At 65.8% G+C, this 15,756-nt stretch carries 17 protein-coding genes; 8 read left to right on the top strand and 9 right to left on the bottom strand.

Translation table 11 applies throughout. The features are described 5' to 3' along the window. Positions 1 to 22 precede the first annotated feature (22 nt). From AB0L58_RS16880 to AB0L58_RS16855, 6 genes are all read right to left on the bottom strand, one after another. The gene (locus AB0L58_RS16880; protein WP_040701300.1) at positions 23 to 217 is read right to left on the bottom strand and encodes a ferredoxin; all 195 of its coding nucleotides are present in this window, start codon (positions 215 to 217) and stop codon (positions 23 to 25) included. A gap of 47 nt (positions 218 to 264) precedes the next feature. Further along, positions 265 to 1,461, bottom strand: coding sequence for an FAD-dependent oxidoreductase (locus AB0L58_RS16875; RefSeq protein WP_364387419.1), 1,197 nt, complete (start codon positions 1,459 to 1,461; stop codon positions 265 to 267). A gap of 297 nt (positions 1,462 to 1,758) precedes the next feature. Then, positions 1,759 to 3,282, bottom strand: coding sequence for a long-chain fatty acid--CoA ligase (locus AB0L58_RS16870; RefSeq protein WP_364387417.1), 1,524 nt, complete (start codon positions 3,280 to 3,282; stop codon positions 1,759 to 1,761). Positions 3,283 to 3,383: 101 nt separating this feature from the next. Continuing rightward, a complete protein-coding gene (locus AB0L58_RS16865) occupies positions 3,384 to 4,136 on the bottom strand; it encodes an SDR family NAD(P)-dependent oxidoreductase (RefSeq protein WP_364387415.1) in 753 nt (250 codons plus the stop codon). A gap of 159 nt (positions 4,137 to 4,295) precedes the next feature. Beyond that, positions 4,296 to 4,955, bottom strand: coding sequence for a TetR/AcrR family transcriptional regulator (locus AB0L58_RS16860; RefSeq protein ID WP_364387413.1), 660 nt, complete (start codon positions 4,953 to 4,955; stop codon positions 4,296 to 4,298). Between the two features lie 78 nt (positions 4,956 to 5,033). Then, positions 5,034 to 7,127 carry a dehydrogenase E1 component subunit alpha/beta gene (locus AB0L58_RS16855; protein WP_364387411.1) on the bottom strand — a complete coding sequence of 698 codons (2,094 nt, stop codon included), beginning with the start codon at positions 7,125 to 7,127 and terminating at the stop codon, positions 5,034 to 5,036. A 39-nt stretch (positions 7,128 to 7,166) separates the two neighbouring features. Here AB0L58_RS16855 and AB0L58_RS16850 point away from each other — a divergent pair, with 39 nt between their 5' ends. Then, a complete protein-coding gene (locus AB0L58_RS16850; RefSeq protein WP_364387409.1) occupies positions 7,167 to 8,327 on the top strand; it encodes an acyl-CoA dehydrogenase family protein in 1,161 nt (386 codons plus the stop codon). A 40-nt stretch (positions 8,328 to 8,367) separates the two neighbouring features. Here AB0L58_RS16850 and AB0L58_RS16845 read toward each other — a convergent pair whose 3' ends face one another. Then, positions 8,368 to 9,231 carry a mycofactocin-coupled SDR family oxidoreductase gene (locus AB0L58_RS16845; RefSeq protein ID WP_357465920.1) on the bottom strand — a complete coding sequence of 288 codons (864 nt, stop codon included), beginning with the start codon at positions 9,229 to 9,231 and terminating at the stop codon, positions 8,368 to 8,370. A gap of 361 nt (positions 9,232 to 9,592) precedes the next feature. Here AB0L58_RS16845 and AB0L58_RS16840 point away from each other — a divergent pair, with 361 nt between their 5' ends. The 5 genes from AB0L58_RS16840 to AB0L58_RS16820 are packed head-to-tail and all read left to right on the top strand — an operon-like array spanning position 9,593 to position 12,290. After that, positions 9,593 to 10,741, top strand: a complete 1,149-nt coding sequence (locus tag AB0L58_RS16840) for an amidohydrolase family protein (protein WP_364387407.1) — start codon at positions 9,593 to 9,595, stop codon at positions 10,739 to 10,741. After that, complete coding sequence (locus AB0L58_RS16835) at positions 10,738 to 10,947, top strand: hypothetical protein (RefSeq protein WP_364387405.1); 210 nt, start codon at positions 10,738 to 10,740, stop codon at positions 10,945 to 10,947. Before AB0L58_RS16840 ends, AB0L58_RS16835 begins: the two co-directional genes overlap by 4 nt. A gap of 58 nt (positions 10,948 to 11,005) precedes the next feature. Next, on the top strand, positions 11,006 to 11,818 hold the full coding sequence (locus AB0L58_RS16830; RefSeq protein ID WP_364387403.1) for a mycofactocin-coupled SDR family oxidoreductase: 813 nt from the start codon (positions 11,006 to 11,008) through the stop codon (positions 11,816 to 11,818). Next, positions 11,815 to 12,105: a hypothetical protein gene (locus AB0L58_RS16825; RefSeq protein WP_364387401.1), complete on the top strand. Its 291-nt coding sequence runs from the start codon at positions 11,815 to 11,817 to the stop codon at positions 12,103 to 12,105. Before AB0L58_RS16830 ends, AB0L58_RS16825 begins: the two co-directional genes overlap by 4 nt. Beyond that, positions 12,102 to 12,290, top strand: a complete 189-nt coding sequence (locus AB0L58_RS16820; RefSeq protein ID WP_040701289.1) for a ferredoxin — start codon at positions 12,102 to 12,104, stop codon at positions 12,288 to 12,290. The genes AB0L58_RS16825 and AB0L58_RS16820 overlap by 4 nt, the downstream gene beginning before the upstream one ends. A gap of 58 nt (positions 12,291 to 12,348) precedes the next feature. On the opposite strand, the gene AB0L58_RS16815 is transcribed toward AB0L58_RS16820, so the two are convergent. Beyond that, entirely contained in the window at positions 12,349 to 12,993 is a 645-nt protein-coding gene (locus AB0L58_RS16815; protein WP_364387398.1) for a response regulator transcription factor, read from the bottom strand. Further along, positions 12,981 to 14,156 (bottom strand): histidine kinase, encoded by a 1,176-nt coding sequence (locus tag AB0L58_RS16810; RefSeq protein ID WP_364387396.1) that lies wholly within the window; start codon positions 14,154 to 14,156, stop codon positions 12,981 to 12,983. The genes AB0L58_RS16815 and AB0L58_RS16810 overlap by 13 nt, the downstream gene beginning before the upstream one ends. Before the next feature lie 161 nt (positions 14,157 to 14,317). On the opposite strand from AB0L58_RS16810, the gene AB0L58_RS16805 reads away from it, so the two are divergent. Both AB0L58_RS16805 and AB0L58_RS16800 read left to right on the top strand, forming a co-directional pair. Continuing rightward, entirely contained in the window at positions 14,318 to 14,530 is a 213-nt protein-coding gene (locus tag AB0L58_RS16805; protein WP_364387394.1) for a hypothetical protein, read from the top strand. Positions 14,531 to 14,564: 34 nt separating this feature from the next. Then, complete coding sequence (locus tag AB0L58_RS16800) at positions 14,565 to 15,752, top strand: FAD-dependent oxidoreductase (RefSeq protein ID WP_364387392.1); 1,188 nt, start codon at positions 14,565 to 14,567, stop codon at positions 15,750 to 15,752. The last annotated feature ends 4 nt before the right edge of the window (positions 15,753 to 15,756 follow it).

Here is a 15,756-nt window from a genome sequence, read left to right as displayed (position 1 = left end):
CGGGTCTCCTTGAGTCGACATTTCATTCCTCGATGGAGATCGCCATCGCGGGACAGACGGCCGCCGCCTGACGGACGTCCTCGGCCTGTTCGGCCGATGGGTGCTCGTTCAGCAGCACGACGATGCCGTCCTCGTCACGCTGGTCGAACACCTCGACAGCGGCGGCAACGCATTGTCCGGCCGCGACGCATTTATCTTCGTCGATGACAACCTTCATCGGGTCTCTCCTGGTCTTTCGGTGAATTCGGCTGGGGCAGAAGGCGATCAGGGCCGAGGGCTGTTTGCCGCGAGACTCGGGAGCGCATCGACGATCTCCTGTCGGCGCAGGCGAGTCTGCTTGGGCATATTCCAGCCGAGAACTCCGGTGACAACACCCGCCTCGCGGTACCGCGCGACGAACCGTCCGGCCGCCGGGTCACCGTCGACGATGTCGACCTCGGCGCCGATGGGGAGCCTGCCGTGCACCTGGATCTTCACGTCGAATTGATCGGTCCAGAAGTAGGGCACCGGCACATAGGGGTGGCCCTCCCCCATGATCACACCGGCGACAGCCGCGCCCTGCTCGGTGGCATTGGTCCGATTCTCCAGCCGGATCAGCCCGCCGAACTGCTCGTGATGCCACCGGGCCAGATCGCCGGCGGCGTATATTCCCTCGGCGGCGCGGCAGCGCGAATCGCAGACCACACCGTTATCGAGCTGCAGCCCACTGTCTTTCAGCCAGTCGGTCGCCGGGGCCGCGCCGATCGCGACGACCACCACATCGGCGGGCAGTACCTCGCCGGTGTCGAGCCGCACGCCGGCAACCCGACCGTCCGCGCCGTCCAGGCCGACGACACCGGCGCGCAGACGCAGCCGCACACCGCGCTCGGTGTGCAAGTCCGCCAACAGTTTCGACACCATCGGGCCGACCTGCAAAGCCATGGGGGCCGGCTGCGGACCAGTCATCGTCACGTCCAGCCCGAGTGTGCGTGCGGTGGCAGCGATTTCGGCACCGAGGACGCCCTCGCCGACGACGACCAACCGCGAGCTGATCAGTAGATCCGCTCGTAGCGCCAGCGCGTCGTCGAGTGTGCGCAATACGTGCACACCGGTCAGGTCATCCTGTCCGGGCAATGTTCGCGCCCGCACCCCAGTGGCGAGTACAACCGCGTCCGCCCGCAATTCGTGTCCGGCGGCGGTGCGTACGGTTCGAGTCCGCGAATCCAACCCCGTCGCCGCAGCCCCGAGTACGAATTCGGCATCCAACGCCGCCAGCATCTCCTGCTTGCGCAGCGCGGCCCGATCCGGTTCCCACGCGCCCGAAAGCACCTGCTTGGACAGCGGCGGCCGATCGTAGGGTGCATGCGGTTCGTCGCCGAGCACCGTGATCGGTCCGGCAAAGCCCTTGCGCCGCAGCGCCTCTACCGTCGACAGTCCGGCCGCCGACGCACCGACCACCAGCACCTGCCCCGGCGCGGTCATGCGACTGCCTCGCGAACAAACCTCATCTGCGACTCCCGTTCGACTGCCTCGTGCCGGCAACAGTATCGAATGTTATACCTATCGGTCGGTACAATCAATAGTCGCCGCTTCCGGCTAGGGTCGGGTTCGGCCGCGGGTCGATCGGCCGAACCGACAAAGAGTGAACCCCGATGGAGGGTGTACCTGGCTATCACCAATTCCGACTCATCGGACGGCCACGCGGCGACGGGGGTATCTGCGGCATATCGGCGACTCGGGGCAGGTGGACGGGAATATCGCGGCGGCCGTGTGAGCGACTCAGGCAGGACCGTCGCGCAATACGCGCTTGAGCACCTTCCCGGAAGGGGTTCTCGGCAAGGCGTCGATGCATTCGATCGCCGCGGGCACTTTGTATTTGGCCAAGCGGGTGCGACAGAAATCCTTCAGCGCCTCGGCGTCGAAGTGGCTACCCGCACGCAGCACGACGAATGCCTTCGGCACCTCGCCCCAGCGCGGATGGGGCATGCCGACGACCGCCGCCTCGACGACGTCCGGGTTCTCGTACAGCACCCGCTCGACCTCCGGGGTGGCGATATTTTCCCCGCCCGAGACGATCATGTCCTTCTTGCGGTCCTCGATGTAGAGGTAGCCGTCTTCGTCGAGGCGGCCGATATCGCCGGTGTGGAACCACCCATTGCGCAGGGCCGAGCGGGTGGCCGCCTCGTCCCGCCAGTATCCGGAGGTCACCTTGGGCCCGCGGATGACGATCTCGCCGAGTTGTCCGGCCGGAACACGGGTATCACGCTCGTCGACAATGGCGACCTCGACATCGGCCACCGGCCGCCCGACCGAGCCGACCTTCGATCGCATGTGCTCGGCATCGTTGACGGTATCGCCGGAGACGGTTTCGGTGAGGCCGTACGCATCGGCGAACCAGGCACCCGGGAACGCATCGGCGATCCGGTCGAGCAGGGGTATGGGCATCTTCTCGCCACCGCCGGTGATGAAGCGGATCGATGAGGTGTCGCGGTCGGCGATATCGGGCATTTGCAGCAGGCCGTTCATCATCGACGGCGCCAGCCAGACATTGGTCGGGCGCAGCTGTTCGATCGCGTCCATCACCGCGGCGGCGTCGAAACGGCGGATCAGGCTCAGTCGGCCGCCGGCGTGGAAGGTGGCCAGACCCGGCAGATCCATACCGCCCACGTGGTAGAGGGGGCCGCACACCAGGGTGTTGTCCGCGGCGGTCAGCGAGAACTCGAGGATGTGCGCGAGGTTCTTCCAGGTCAGATTCTGATGCGAGATCATCACCCCCTTCGGGCGCGAGGTCGTGCCCGAGGTGTACATGAGTCGTTGCAGCGCATCGGGTTCCACGTCGACGACTTCGGTCGTCCGGCCGATATTCGGTCCGACCAGCGCGTCGTATTCCAGCCACGACGCATCCGGTGCGGCATCCAGCGTCACGCGATGCCGCAAGAGCGGCAGCGACGGCGCCAATGCATCGATCCCCGCCGTGAACTCCGACTCCGTCACGATGGCGCGGGCGTTCGAATGCTCGAGAATGTACTGCCATTCCGCCGGGGACAACCGATAGTTGAGCGGCATGGTCGCGGCGCCGATGTGATTGGCCGCGAGCATCGTTTCCACGAATTCGACCCGGTTGTACAACAGCACGGCGACGATATCGCCCGCGCCGACGCCCAGTTCACGCAGTGCGAGGGCCAGCGCGTGCACTCGGGTGCGCAGCTCGGCGTAGGTCAGGGCCCGGTCGCCTTCGGACAATGCGATTTCGGCTGCGTATTGTTGCGCGTTCCGGTCGAATACGGCGGCGAAGTTGAACATTCACGGGCCTTCGCTGTGAAGAGGAAGCTGAAAGTTTTCTGTACCGGTCAGACTAATCAACTGCGGCGCGGCAGACAACCATCGACGACGATTTCGCGACATCACGGCAACGAGTAGCCGCCGTCGACGACCAGGGAATGTCCGGTGACCCAACGGGATTCATCGCTGGCGAGATAGACGACCGCGCCGGTGATGTCGGCAGGTGCGCCGAATCCGAGCGGATGCTTGGCCTCGATCGCATTCATCGCCTCGGCGGGCAGGCCGTCATGCACGGCCGTCGGAAAGGTGCCGGGACATACGGCATTGACCCGAATCCCCTCCTTGGCGTACTCGAGTGCAGCGACCCGGGTCAGGTGGATCACTCCGGCCTTCGACGCACAGTAGGGCGCGGCATACGCCCAAGCGGTCAGCCCGCTGACGGAGGCGATATTGACGATGGAGACATTCGCCTTCTTGCGCAGTGCGCGGGCGACAGCTCGGATGCCATGGAAGGTGCCGGTCAAGTTGACCGACATCGTGCGCTGCCAGTCCTCGGTGGACAGATGGTGGATGCGGGCGTTCGGCGAGACGATGCCCGCGGTATTCACCAGCACATCGACGGTGCCGCTGCGCTCGACGGCGGACCGGATGAGCGCGTCGAATTCGTCACCGTCGGCGACGTCCAGCCGTTCGGTTGCCACGGCAATCCCCTTGGCGCGCAACGCATCCGCCAGCGATGCCATGGCATCGACATTCAGGTCGGCGAGGACGAGATCGCGAACCCCCTCCTCGGCACAGCGCAGTGCGACCGCCGAGCCGAGCGCGCCACCCGCGCCGGTCACCACCGCGGTCTTGCTTTCGAGCCTCGAACCCATGCCAGCCTCCCGGGTCGGGATAGTGAGTTAATTAGAACGCTCGGTATACAAAACCAAAACCGCAAATCTGTCAAGGTCTCGCGCACAGACCCCGGTAACGCCGAACGCCGCGTCGGACAACACGTGGTTGTCGAACGCGGCGTTCGGGTCGGTCAGATGCTAGGCGGTACTCGCCGCTGTCTGCGCCTCGACCTGCGCCTCCAGCGCCTCGAGATCGCATTCGCCGTCGGCGAAGCCATTGAAGAGTGTGTGGCAGTAGGACTTCGACAGGAATTTCGCATCCCATCGCTTGTCCGGATCGAGCCACTGATAGGTGCGGTTGTGCATATTGAGAAACTGCAGCATGGCCAGCGTCGGATCGGCCTTGCGCAGCGATCCGTCGGCCATCGCGTCGACCAGCAGCGACCGCACGACATTCTCGACTTCTTTGCGCTTCTCGAGCATGCGGGACAGATTCTCGCCGGTCAGTTGGCGATAGTCGTGTTCGTACACCCAGATATGGTCCAAGCGCTCGAAGATGACGTTCAGCAATTCCTCGGACAACAACCGAAGTTTGACCAGTGGCGGCGCATCCAACTCCTGGATACGCGTGGCGACGACCAGCAACGGATCGAGCACCCGCCCCTGGATTTCGACGAGCAGATTTTCCTTCGAGCCGATGTAGTAGTACAGCGCACCCTTGGCCAAGCCGACCGTGTCGCCGATCTCGATGATCCCGGTCGCGGCATAGCCCTTTTTGGCGAACAGCGCCGCGGCCGTATCGATGATTTCCTGTCGCTTGACTTCGTAGGCGGGTCCGTGTCCTGGTGGTCGAGCCATCTCATCCCTCCCGCGGTCGCGTGCGAACCGAGTATACGCAGAGTGAACGGTCGGTAGAAACTACCGTGTCGGCGTCTGTCACGGGTGGGCGTCCAGCGATTCGCGGATCGCGGCCTCGATGCGTGCCTGATCGGGCAGCCAGATCTGCTCCAGCACGGGAGTGTACGGCGCGGGTGTCGCTCCGGCGGTCACCCGGATCACCGGCGCGTCCAGGTACCAGAATCCCTCGCGGACGGCACGCGCGGCCAATTCGGCGCCGACGCCGAATTCACCGACGGCCTGGTGCACGACCACCAGACGATTCGTCTTTCGCAACGAGGTCAGTACGGTATCGAAGTCCAGGGGACTGATGGTCCGCAGGTCGATGACCTCGACCTCGATGCCCTCGGCGGACAGGCGATCGGCGACGGCGAGGCAGTCGTACATCATCTTCGAGTACGACACCACGGTCGCGTCCACACCCGGACGTCGCACGATCGCTTTGCCGAGTGGCACAAGGTGATCCGTCGAAGGCTCGGGCCCCTTCTTGCCGTACAGCAGGCGGTTCTCGATGAAGATCACCGGATTGGGATCTTGGATCGCGGCCCGCAGTAAGCCATAGGTGTCGGCCGGAGTCGACGGCATCACCACCGTCAAGCCCGGGATATGCGCGAGCAGACCCTCCAGACTCTGGGAATGCTGACTGCCGGAGGATTTGCCCGCGCCGAACTGGGTGCGCACGACCAGGGGCATGGTCACCGCGCCGCCGGTCATGAAGCGCAATTTGGCCGCCTGGTTCATCAATTGATCCAGGCAGACACCGATGAAGTCGAAGTACATCAGTTCGACGACCGGGCGGTAGCCCGCCATCGCCGCACCCACCGCGGTCCCCATGATCGCGCTTTCGGAAATCGGGGTGTCACGGACGCGGCCCGGGAATTTCTCGGCCAGACCGCGAGTCAGACCGTAGACATTGCCGCCTTTTCCGACATCGATACCCGCCAGGAAGACGGTCGGATCGTCTTCGAGCTCGCGGGTCAGCGCATTGGTGATGGCATGCATGATCTTCAGCGTTCCGCCGGTCGGCGTCGCCGGTTCCGGTATTTCGGCGCGTGGCGTCGTGACGAAATCGCCGACCGTCTCGGCGGCGGGATACGGTGCGGCGGTGGCCTGCTCGACCGCGCGCTCGATCACCGCATCGACCTCGCGCTCGACGGCAGCCAGTTGCTCGGCCAGCCCGCGTCCGCGCATGGTGTCGCCGAGCAGGATCAGCGGATCGCGTTTCTTCCATTCGGCGAGTTCTTCGGCGTCCCGGTAGCTTTCGGGATCGCCCTCGTAGTGCCCGTGCCAGCGGTAGGTGGTGGCCTCGACGATCATCGGTCCCGCCCCGGCGCGCAGCCGCGCAACCAACTCGCGCTGTAACGCCGCGACCTGCACGACATCGTTGCCGTCCACCCCGTGGTATTCGACGCCGTAGCCCGCCGCGCGCTCGCGCAGGGTCGCCCGGTGCTGGTCGGCCGCCGCGGAGAATTCGGAGTAGCCGTTGTTCTCGCAGAAGAAGATGACGGGCAGGTCCCACACCGCGGCCAGGTTGACCGATTCATGGAACACACCCTGTGCGATGGCGCCGTCGCCGAAGAAGGCGACGACCACGCCACCGCCCCGGCGTAACTGGGCGGCGGTACCGGCGCCGACCGCGATCGGGAGGCCCGCGCCCACAATGCCGTTCGCACCGAAGATCCCCTTGCGCGGATCCGCGATGTGCATGGAGCCACCGCGGCCCTTGCAGGTTCCGGTCTCCTTGCCCATCAGCTCGGCGAACATACCGTCGACATCGAGGCCCTTGGCGATGCAGTGGCCGTGGCCGCGATGGGTCGAGGTCACGACATCCCGGTCGTCCAATGGCCAGCAGGCGCCGACCGCGGATGCCTCCTGACCGATGGAAAGGTGCAGGAATCCGGGTATCCGGCTGTCGCGGTAGAGCCGAGCGGCGCGCTCTTCGAACCGCCGAATCGTCAGCATTCTCCGGTACATCTCGGTCAGCGTCGCCGCATTCCCCGAGTCCGTTGTCCGCAAGTTGGATTCAGTCATTGTCATGGATTTCTCACCGATCGCTCGACGGCCTCGCACTCGGTGCGACGGTTGACGTGCGGCACCGATGGTCAATATTATACCGAGTGTTCGAAAAAACAAGAGTCGCTGTTGGCGACCAGATGACAGGACGGACTCGCCATGGATCTAGACCTGCCCGCCGAGGCGATCGAGCTACAGAAGCTGTGCCGTGACTTCGCCGAACGGGAGATCGAGCCGCACGCCGGGTCCTGGTCGGAGCAGGAACGATTCCCGTCCGAGGTCTTCTTGAAAATGGGCGAGTTGGACCTCACCGGGCTGCTCGTCGCACCCGAGTACGGCGGCACCGATGCCGGGTTCGTCTCCTACGTGGCCGCCATGGAGATGATCGGCGCGGCGGATCAGTCACTGGCCGCCTGCTGGAACGCCCACTCCACCATCGCCTCACTCCCCCTGGCCACCTTCGGCACCACCGAACAGAAGGCCAAATGGCTGACACCGCTCGCGAGCGGTACCCATATCGGCGCCTTCGGACTGACCGAACCGACCGCGGGCTCGGATGCGGCCGGCATCCGGACCACCGCAAAGCGTGACGGTGACGGATGGCTCATCAACGGCACCAAAATGTTCATCACCAATGCCGGCACCGAGATCAGCCTCGGTGTCACGATTCTCGCGGTGACCGGCACCGACGATGACGGAACCAGAAGGTACGGAACGTTTTTCGTGCCGACCGGCACGCCGGGCTACAGCGTCGGCCATCCGATGAAGAAGCTCGGCTGGCATGCGATGGATTCGCGGGAGCTGATCTTCGACGATTGCTGGATTCCGGGCGAGAACCTGATCGGCGACGAGGGCAACGGGCTGCGGCAGTTCCTCGATGTGCTCGACGGCGGCCGCATCAGCGTCGCCGCATTGGCACTATCGCTGGCCCAAGAGGCGCTCGATCTCGCAGCCACCCACGCCTCCCAGCGCGAGCAGTTCGGCAAGACGCTCTCGGCGTTCCAGGCGGTACAGCACAAGCTCGCCGATATGGCCACCGAGGTCGAAGCGGCCCGTGGCCTCGTCTATCGCGCCGCGTGGCTCGCCGACCAGGGCAGGCCGTTCGGCCAGGCGGCGGCCATGGCCAAGTTGTACGCCTCCGAGGTGGCCAATCGCGCGGCCAGCGCCAGCGTCCAGATCCACGGCGGGTACGGCTATATGCGCGAGTCGAAGATCTCGCGCTTCTATGCCGATGCCAAGATTCTCGAAATCGGTGAGGGCACCAACGAGATTCAGCGCAATGTGATCGCGCGGTATGTGGCGCGCTCGGCCCGACCCTGAAAGCGGTGGGTGGGCAGCCGACCACTGCCCACCCACCCGGTCAGAACGTCGGCAGTTGGGGGCGCTTCTTGACGTAACCTCCCGCGTCGACGCGCATCTGCATGCCGGTGACCCAGCGGGATTCCTCGGAAATCAGAAAGAGCACGGCGTCGGCGATGTCCTCCGGCTCGACGTAGGGGTTACCCATGCCAGTGGTCGCGGGGAAGGAAACCAAGGCGTCCTCGCGCGTCGGATTCTCCAGATCGGGCCGGAACGAGCGGTACATCAGCTCGTTGTTGAGCATGTCGGTATTGACGTTCGTCGGGTGCACCGCATTCGCCCTGATCTGCCGGGATGCCAGCACGGTCGCGAGATCGTGGATGAAGGCGGCGACGGTGCGCTTGGCGAAGGAGTAACCGAGGCCGCCGGGACCGTTGGCCGGGTTGTCGACACTCGCGGGAATCAATGCCGCGATCGATCCGGTCGCGACGATCGAGGCACCGGCCTTCAGATGCGGCAGCGCGGCCTCGACGGCGTGGACGACGCCGTTGAAGTCGACAGTGATGGCATCGATGAAGGCCAGCGCACTGTCCTGCGGCCCCAACGGGGCGATACCGGCTTGTGCGACCACGCCGTCGAGCCGACCGAACTCGGCCACGCCCTCGGCCACCGCCGCCTTCAGCGCGGCGGGATCGCGCACATCGGCCTTGCGAGCGACGATGCGCCGCCCGAGCTTGTCCACCAGGCGGGCGGTTTCATCGAGATCGTCCTGACTCGCCAATGCGTAGCCGTTGGTGGCGATGTTCTCGCACAGATCCACGGCGATGATGTCGGCGCCCTCTTCCGCCAGCCGCAGCGCGTGTGCGCGCCCCTGGCCGCGGGCGGCTCCGGTAATGAAGACGACTTTGTCCTGTACTCGACCCATCGTGGGGTTTTCCTTCCATCGACTCTCGCGGCGCGGCGGGAGTCCTCGAATGCGGGCGCGGATCCACTCCGGCGCTGGGCGTGGACACGGCGCGGCCGCACGATCCCGGCGAGCTGGTGCCATGAGCATAGTGAGTTCAGTCGGAAATGGGTAGACTGAATATTCCCTGATTAGTTGACAAAGGCATAGTTTCCGCTGAGTGAGAAGTAATCAGGTGTACACAATATACCGAGTGATATAGAGTTTGTGGGCCAGCGCACAGCTGGCTTTCGGCTCTGCACTGCGTGTGTCGAGGGCGGAGCAAGCCCCCTCCGGGAGGCGGTTCCCCGGCGCGCCGCGATCTGGACGAGGGAGCACAACGATGCCATTGCAGCCATGGATGAAGCTGCTGTCGACCGATGACCACCTGATCGAGCCCCCGCGGCTGTGGGTGGACCGGTTGCCAGCGAAGTACCGGGAGGCCGGTCCGCGGATCGTGGAGCAGGCTCGGGCGGGCAGCGCCGCACCCGCGGAGGTGTGGACCTATGAGGACCGCGTCTATCCGTATATCGGCCTGAATGCCGTCGCGGGTAAGAAGCCCGAGGAGTTCGGCACCGAGCCGACCCGCTACGACGAGATGATCCCGGGCTGCTACGACCCGAAGGCCCGGCTGCGCGATATGGACCTCGACGGCGTCTGGGGCGCGCTGTGCTTCCCATCGTTCCCGCGCTTCGCGGGCACGGTATTCCTGGAGGGCCAGGACAAGGAACTCGCGCTGCTGTGTGTACAGGCGTGGAACGACTTCGTGCTCGACGAGTGGTGCACGGCCGGTCCGGCTGACCGCCTCATCCCGCTGAGCATTCTGCCGCTGTGGGATGTACAGGCGTGCGTCGCGGAGATCCGCCGAGTCGCCGCCAAGGGTTCGAAGGCGATCTCCTTCCCGGAGAATCCGGCGCCATTGGGATTGCCGTCGTTCTACAGCGATTACTGGGATCCGATGTTCTCCGCGCTCGAGGAGACCGATATGCCGCTGTGCCTGCACTTCGGCACCTCCGGCAAACCGCCGAAGACCTCCGAGGAGGCCCCGTTCGCGGTGACCATCTCGCTGTTCGGCTGCAACTCCATGTTCGCCACCGCGGACCTGTTGTTCTCGCCGGTGTTCCATCGGCACCCCAAGCTGAAGGTCGGTTTGTCCGAAGGCGGCATCGGCTGGATGCCGTACATGTTGGAGCGGATGGACGGAACGTGGGAGCGGCACCGCTTCTACCAGAACATCAATCAGGATGTACGGCCATCGGACCTGTTCAAGAAGCATTTCCACGGCTGCTTCATCGACGACCGGTTCGGCATCGAGGTGCGCCACCACATCGGCGTCGAGCGCATCACCTGGGAATGCGACTACCCGCACTCGGACTCGTACTGGCCCAAGAGCCGTGCCTACGCGGCCGAAGTGCTCGCCGACGTACCGGACGACGAAGTGCATCAGATGGTCGAGCTCAACACCCGTCGGCTGTATAACATCCCCGCATGAGTCGCAAGCCCGAGTCGGAGCGCTCCGACTGGACGGAACTGGACCTGCTGACCCGCGAGGAGGCCTACGGCCGCCTGCGGGAGGAGATCGGCGAGGTGGAGGCGCGGCTGCCCGAACTCGGTGCGGCCGACGCCGCCGAGCGTGCGCTGCTCGAAACCCGGCTGCGCGCACTGCGCGAGGCCGCCGCCGACCTGCTCGGCTGCTGACCGGCCACGTCGGTCAGATACGCGGAAAGCATTGCACAACAAAGGAACTGAGGTTGGTATGGGGCGTGTAGAGGGCAAGGTCGCACTCATCACCGGAGCTGGGCGCGGCCAGGGCCGCTCGCATGCGGTGCGGCTGGCGGAAGAGGGGGCCGCCGTCGTGATCACCGATGTCTGCCAGGAGATCAGCAAGGCGCTGCCCTATCCGCTGGCGACGAAGGAACAGCTCGAGGAGACCGCGAAACTGGTCGAGGCCGTCGGCGGGCGATGCGTCACCCTCCAGGCCGACGTGCGCTCGCTCAGCGATATGCGGGCCGCGGTCGACGCGGCGACGGCCGAATTCGGTCACCTCGACACGATTGTCGCCAATGCCGGGGTGATGAGTTCCGGTAGCGCGTGGGAATTATCCGAGGAGGAATGGGACGTCACCATGGACGTCAACCTCAAGGGCGTGTGGAATACCGTGCGTGCCGCGGTGCCCGGCATGATCGCCGCCGATGCCGGTGGATCGATCATCATCACCAGCTCGGCCGCGGGTATCCGTGGGCATGTGCCCTACGCCCACTACGTGGCGAGCAAGCACGGTGTGGTCGGCCTGATGAAGGCGCTGTCCAATGAGCTTGCCAAGCACCGGATTCGGGTGAACACCGTACATCCCACCGGCGTCAGCGACACCGGCATCACGGTGGGCGTGCCGATGGAGGAGCTGGCCGAACGCGAGCCGCTGTTCGCGCTGGCCGCGATGAACACGCTGCACACGCACGTCGAGCCGCGGGATATCTCCAATGCCGTGCTGTTCCTCGCCTCCGACGAAGCGCGGTACGTGACCGGACTGCAGTTCACCGTCGATGCGGGGTCGACCACCAAGCCATGAGCGAGCGCAGCCAGCGAACAACCGACGCGGTAGGGATCGAGGACAGCGCCCTGCTCGAAGCCCTCGTGGTCAGCGCCGACGGCAATGCGGGCCGTCATATCGCGGCCGTCGGCCGTCCTGATCAGTGTGCCGAAACCGTCAGCCCTTTCCTACGCAAGGATCTGGTGGCGTGCCAGCAGGTCGCGGCCGAAGCGGGCGTCGACCGCTCGGAACTGCTGGCCATCGCCTACACCGGGCCGATGGATCTCGGCGAAATCTCTACTCTCGAGAACGGAGTTGTTCGATGAAGATCACGATCGACAGTTCGCTGTGTTCCGGACATGCCCGGTGCGCGGCCGCGGCACCGGAGTTGTTCGAACTCGATGACGACGGTTACGCGCTGCCCTTCGCAGGTGAGGTGCCCGCGGATCTCGAGGATGCGGCGCGCGAGGGCGAAATGGCCTGTCCGGAGCGCGCCATCACCATCGAGTGACACCGTTCCCATACTCAAAACCTGCCGCAGGTCTCTGGACGGGGCGCTCGTGCTCCCGCTAGGCGTTATTGAGGAATGCGAGTACCGCCAGCACCCGGCGGTGTCCGCTATCGGTAGTCGGCAGGCCGAGCTTCTGGAAGACATTGCCGATGTGCTTGCTCACCGCACGTTCGGTGACGACGAGTGTCTCGGCGATGGTCGCGTTGTCGTGTCCGGCCGCCATCAGTTCGAGCACCTCGCGCTCCCGCGGAGTCAGCGAGTCCAGGGGTGAATTCCGGCGGCGGGTCAGCAGTTGACTCACCACCTCCGGGTCGAGTGCGGTGCCGCCGGCCGCGACCCGGTCCAGCGCCTCCAGGAATTCGTCGACGCGCCCCACCCGATCCTTGAGCAGATAGCCGACCCCGCTGGCCCCGCCGCCGAGCAATTCGGCGGCATAGGATTCCTCGACGTACTGCGAGAGCACGAGCACCGGCAATCCAGGCAATTCCTTGCGCGCGGCCAGTGCGGCGCGCAGACCCTCGTCCCGGAAGGCCGGTGGCAGCCGGACATCGAGTACCGCGATATCCGGGCGGTGGGTCAGCAATGCGGGCAGGATCTCCGGTCCGCTGCCCGCCACGGCCACGACCTCGTGTCCGGCCGAGGTCAGCAATAGGACGAGTCCTTCCCGTAGCAGGGCATTGTCCTCGGCCATCACCACGCGCACGGCAATTCCACCTCGATTTCGGTAGGGCCCCCGACGGGGCTGGTCACAGTAAAGGTTCCGTCGAGCGCGGCGACCCGACGCCGCATGCCGAGCACACCGGACCCCGCCGCCTCGAAACCGTTGCCCCGCAACATATCCTCGACTCCGCCTCGGCCCTCGTCGCGCACCGACACGCGTAAACCGTTGTGTATCCGGATGATTCGGACCTCGGCGCGCTCGGCCCCGCTGTGTTTGGCCACATTGGTCAATGCCTCGGCGACGACGAAATATGCCGCCGCCTCCACCGCCGCCGGGGCGCGCGGCCCCTGCGACATCTCGTCCACGTCAACGGTGACATCGAGACCGCTGTCGGTCGCGAGTGCCAGGATGGCTCCGGCGAGACCGCGGTCGGTGAGGATCGGCGGATGGATCACCCGCACGATGTGGCGCAGTTCCGTCAGGGCTTCCTCGGTCAGTTGCTGTGCCTCGTCGAGCAGCTTGCGCGCGTTCGCGGGATCGCGGTCCATGGCGCGCTTCGCCAGACCGATCCGCATGGACAGCGATACCAGCCGTGCCTGCGTGCCGTCGTGCAGATCGCGTTCGATCCGGCGCAGTTCGGCGCCGTGTGCGGCGATCGCACTGGCGCGGGTCTGCGTCAGTTCGTCGACCCGTGCCGCGAGCCATGCCTTGGGCGGGGGTCGCAACAGCGACCGCGACCATTCGGCGTCCAGATCGGCCAGTCGACCGATCATGGGGAGCACCAACGCTTTTCGGCCGAGCAGACCGCACCACACGCCGTCGGCGGGTAAGCCGATCAGCCACAGCGGTATCGCCAGATAGGCCAGGGCGCCGTAGAAGTAGTAGGCCAACATCCAGCGCAGGTCGGCGAGCGTGGTCGGGTCGCGCACGACAGCGCGCAGGCTCTGCCGTAGCGAGCCACTGATCGGCGAATACGCCTCCGGGACGGGGCGGCCGGTCCACACCGCCACCTGGCGCCGCTTGCTGCCCGCGAACTGGCGCACCAGCTGGACCGTCACCGGCACCATCCCGATACCGACCAGCGACAGCGCACCGGCCAGCGTCAGCAACAGCATGGCGATGAACAGGTACGAGCCGAAGGCCAGCGCCGCGGCATTGGCCAGCTGCACGGTTGCCCGCGCCGCCTGTCGCACCGTTTTCCGCATGTGACCAGGCTATGCGACGCGGCGCCCGCCGACGGTGTAGCGCGGTACCGCCGAGGGGTGTAGCCAGGTACACCCCGACTTCGGGACCGCGCTCCCTCGTTGCGACGAGCGGCAGCCGGAATCGTTGACGCCAGACGTTAACCGATCTCGAAGGAATCGCCATGAAGTCCGTACAGACGCTGCTCTCCGCGAAGCCCACCCTCTGGTTCCTGTTCCTGTTCAACCTCGCCATCGCGCTGGCGGTCGGCTTCGAACCGGTGGCCGACAGCCTCGGCCTCGATGGTGTCCAGCAGATAGTCACCTGCGTCGGCATGGGTCTGGTCTCGCTCGGTGCGGGCGCCGCGCTGCTGCGCAGGCGCCTGCAGCTCGTCTGACCCAACCACGAGAAACTACGAAAGAGAGTCAGCCATGCATGTACCCGAGAGCGTACTGGTAGTCGGCGCCTCGGCGGCCGGACTGTCCACGGCGGAAGCCTTGCTGCGCAACGGATATCGGGGCAGCATTACTATCCTCGGCGCCGAACCCGAACTCCCCTACGACCGGCCGCCGCTGTCCAAGCAGATCCTGGCCGGTGTCTGGGAACCCGAGAAGGCGCAACTGCGCCCCACCACCCACCTGGCCGCGATGCCGATGGACCTGGTCCTCGGCGAGACCGCGGTCGCCCTCGACCCGGTGAACCACATCGTGCACGCCGAATCCGGACTGTCCGTACAGGCCGACGCCGTCGTAATCGCCACCGGAGTGCGCGCCCGCACCCTGCCCGGCGCGGATGCCCTGGCCGGTGTGCACGTGCTGCGCACCCTCGAAGACGCGATCGCCCTGCGTGCGGATCTGCTGCGCGCCACTCGGCTCGTGGTCGTCGGTGAAGGCGTGCTCGGCTCCGAAATCGCCGCCACCGCAAGGACAATGGGCGTGGACGTCACAGTGGTCGGCCCACTGTTGGCCCCCATGGCCGGACAGCTCGGCCCGGTGATCGCACCGCTGCTCGGCGATCTGCACACCGAACACGGGGTGCGGTTGCGGCTCGGCACCGGCGTCAGCGAGTTCATCCACGACGGCGCCCGGGTCGGTGGCGTGCGACTGGATACCGGTGCGGAACTGCCCGCCGATGTCGTGGCGGTCGCGGTCGGCGCGGCCCCGGCGACCGATTGGCTGACCGACAGCGGACTGACGCTGGACAACGGCGTGGTGTGCGACTCCTATTGCCGTGCGGCTCAGGGCGTTTACGCGGCCGGCGATGTCGCCCGTTGGCACGACGACCACGTCGGCGGCCTGGTCCGGATGGAGAACCGCACCAACGCCACCGAACAGGCCGCCGCGGTCGCCGCCAATCTGCTCGGCGCCGAACAGCGCTACACCCCGGTCCCCTACTTCTGGACCGATCAGTTCGACACCAAGATCCAGGTCCACGGCACCCTCCCGACCGGAGCGGACGTGGAGATCGTGGACGGTTCCACCGACGCGCGCAGATTCGTCGCCCGCTACACCCTCGACGGCCGGGTCACCGGCGTCGTCGGCTGGAACATGCCCAAACAGACCCGCCTGCGCAGGCAGGAAATCATCGACGCCCGGTCGGTATCGACCAGTCGGCACTGACAGC

The organism is Nocardia sp. NPDC052112, assembly GCF_040680135.1.
Taxonomy (GTDB): Bacteria; Actinomycetota; Actinomycetes; order Mycobacteriales; family Mycobacteriaceae; genus Nocardia.
Note: the sequence above shows the minus strand (reverse complement) of the source record. Positions and strands in the feature narration are given on the sequence as shown.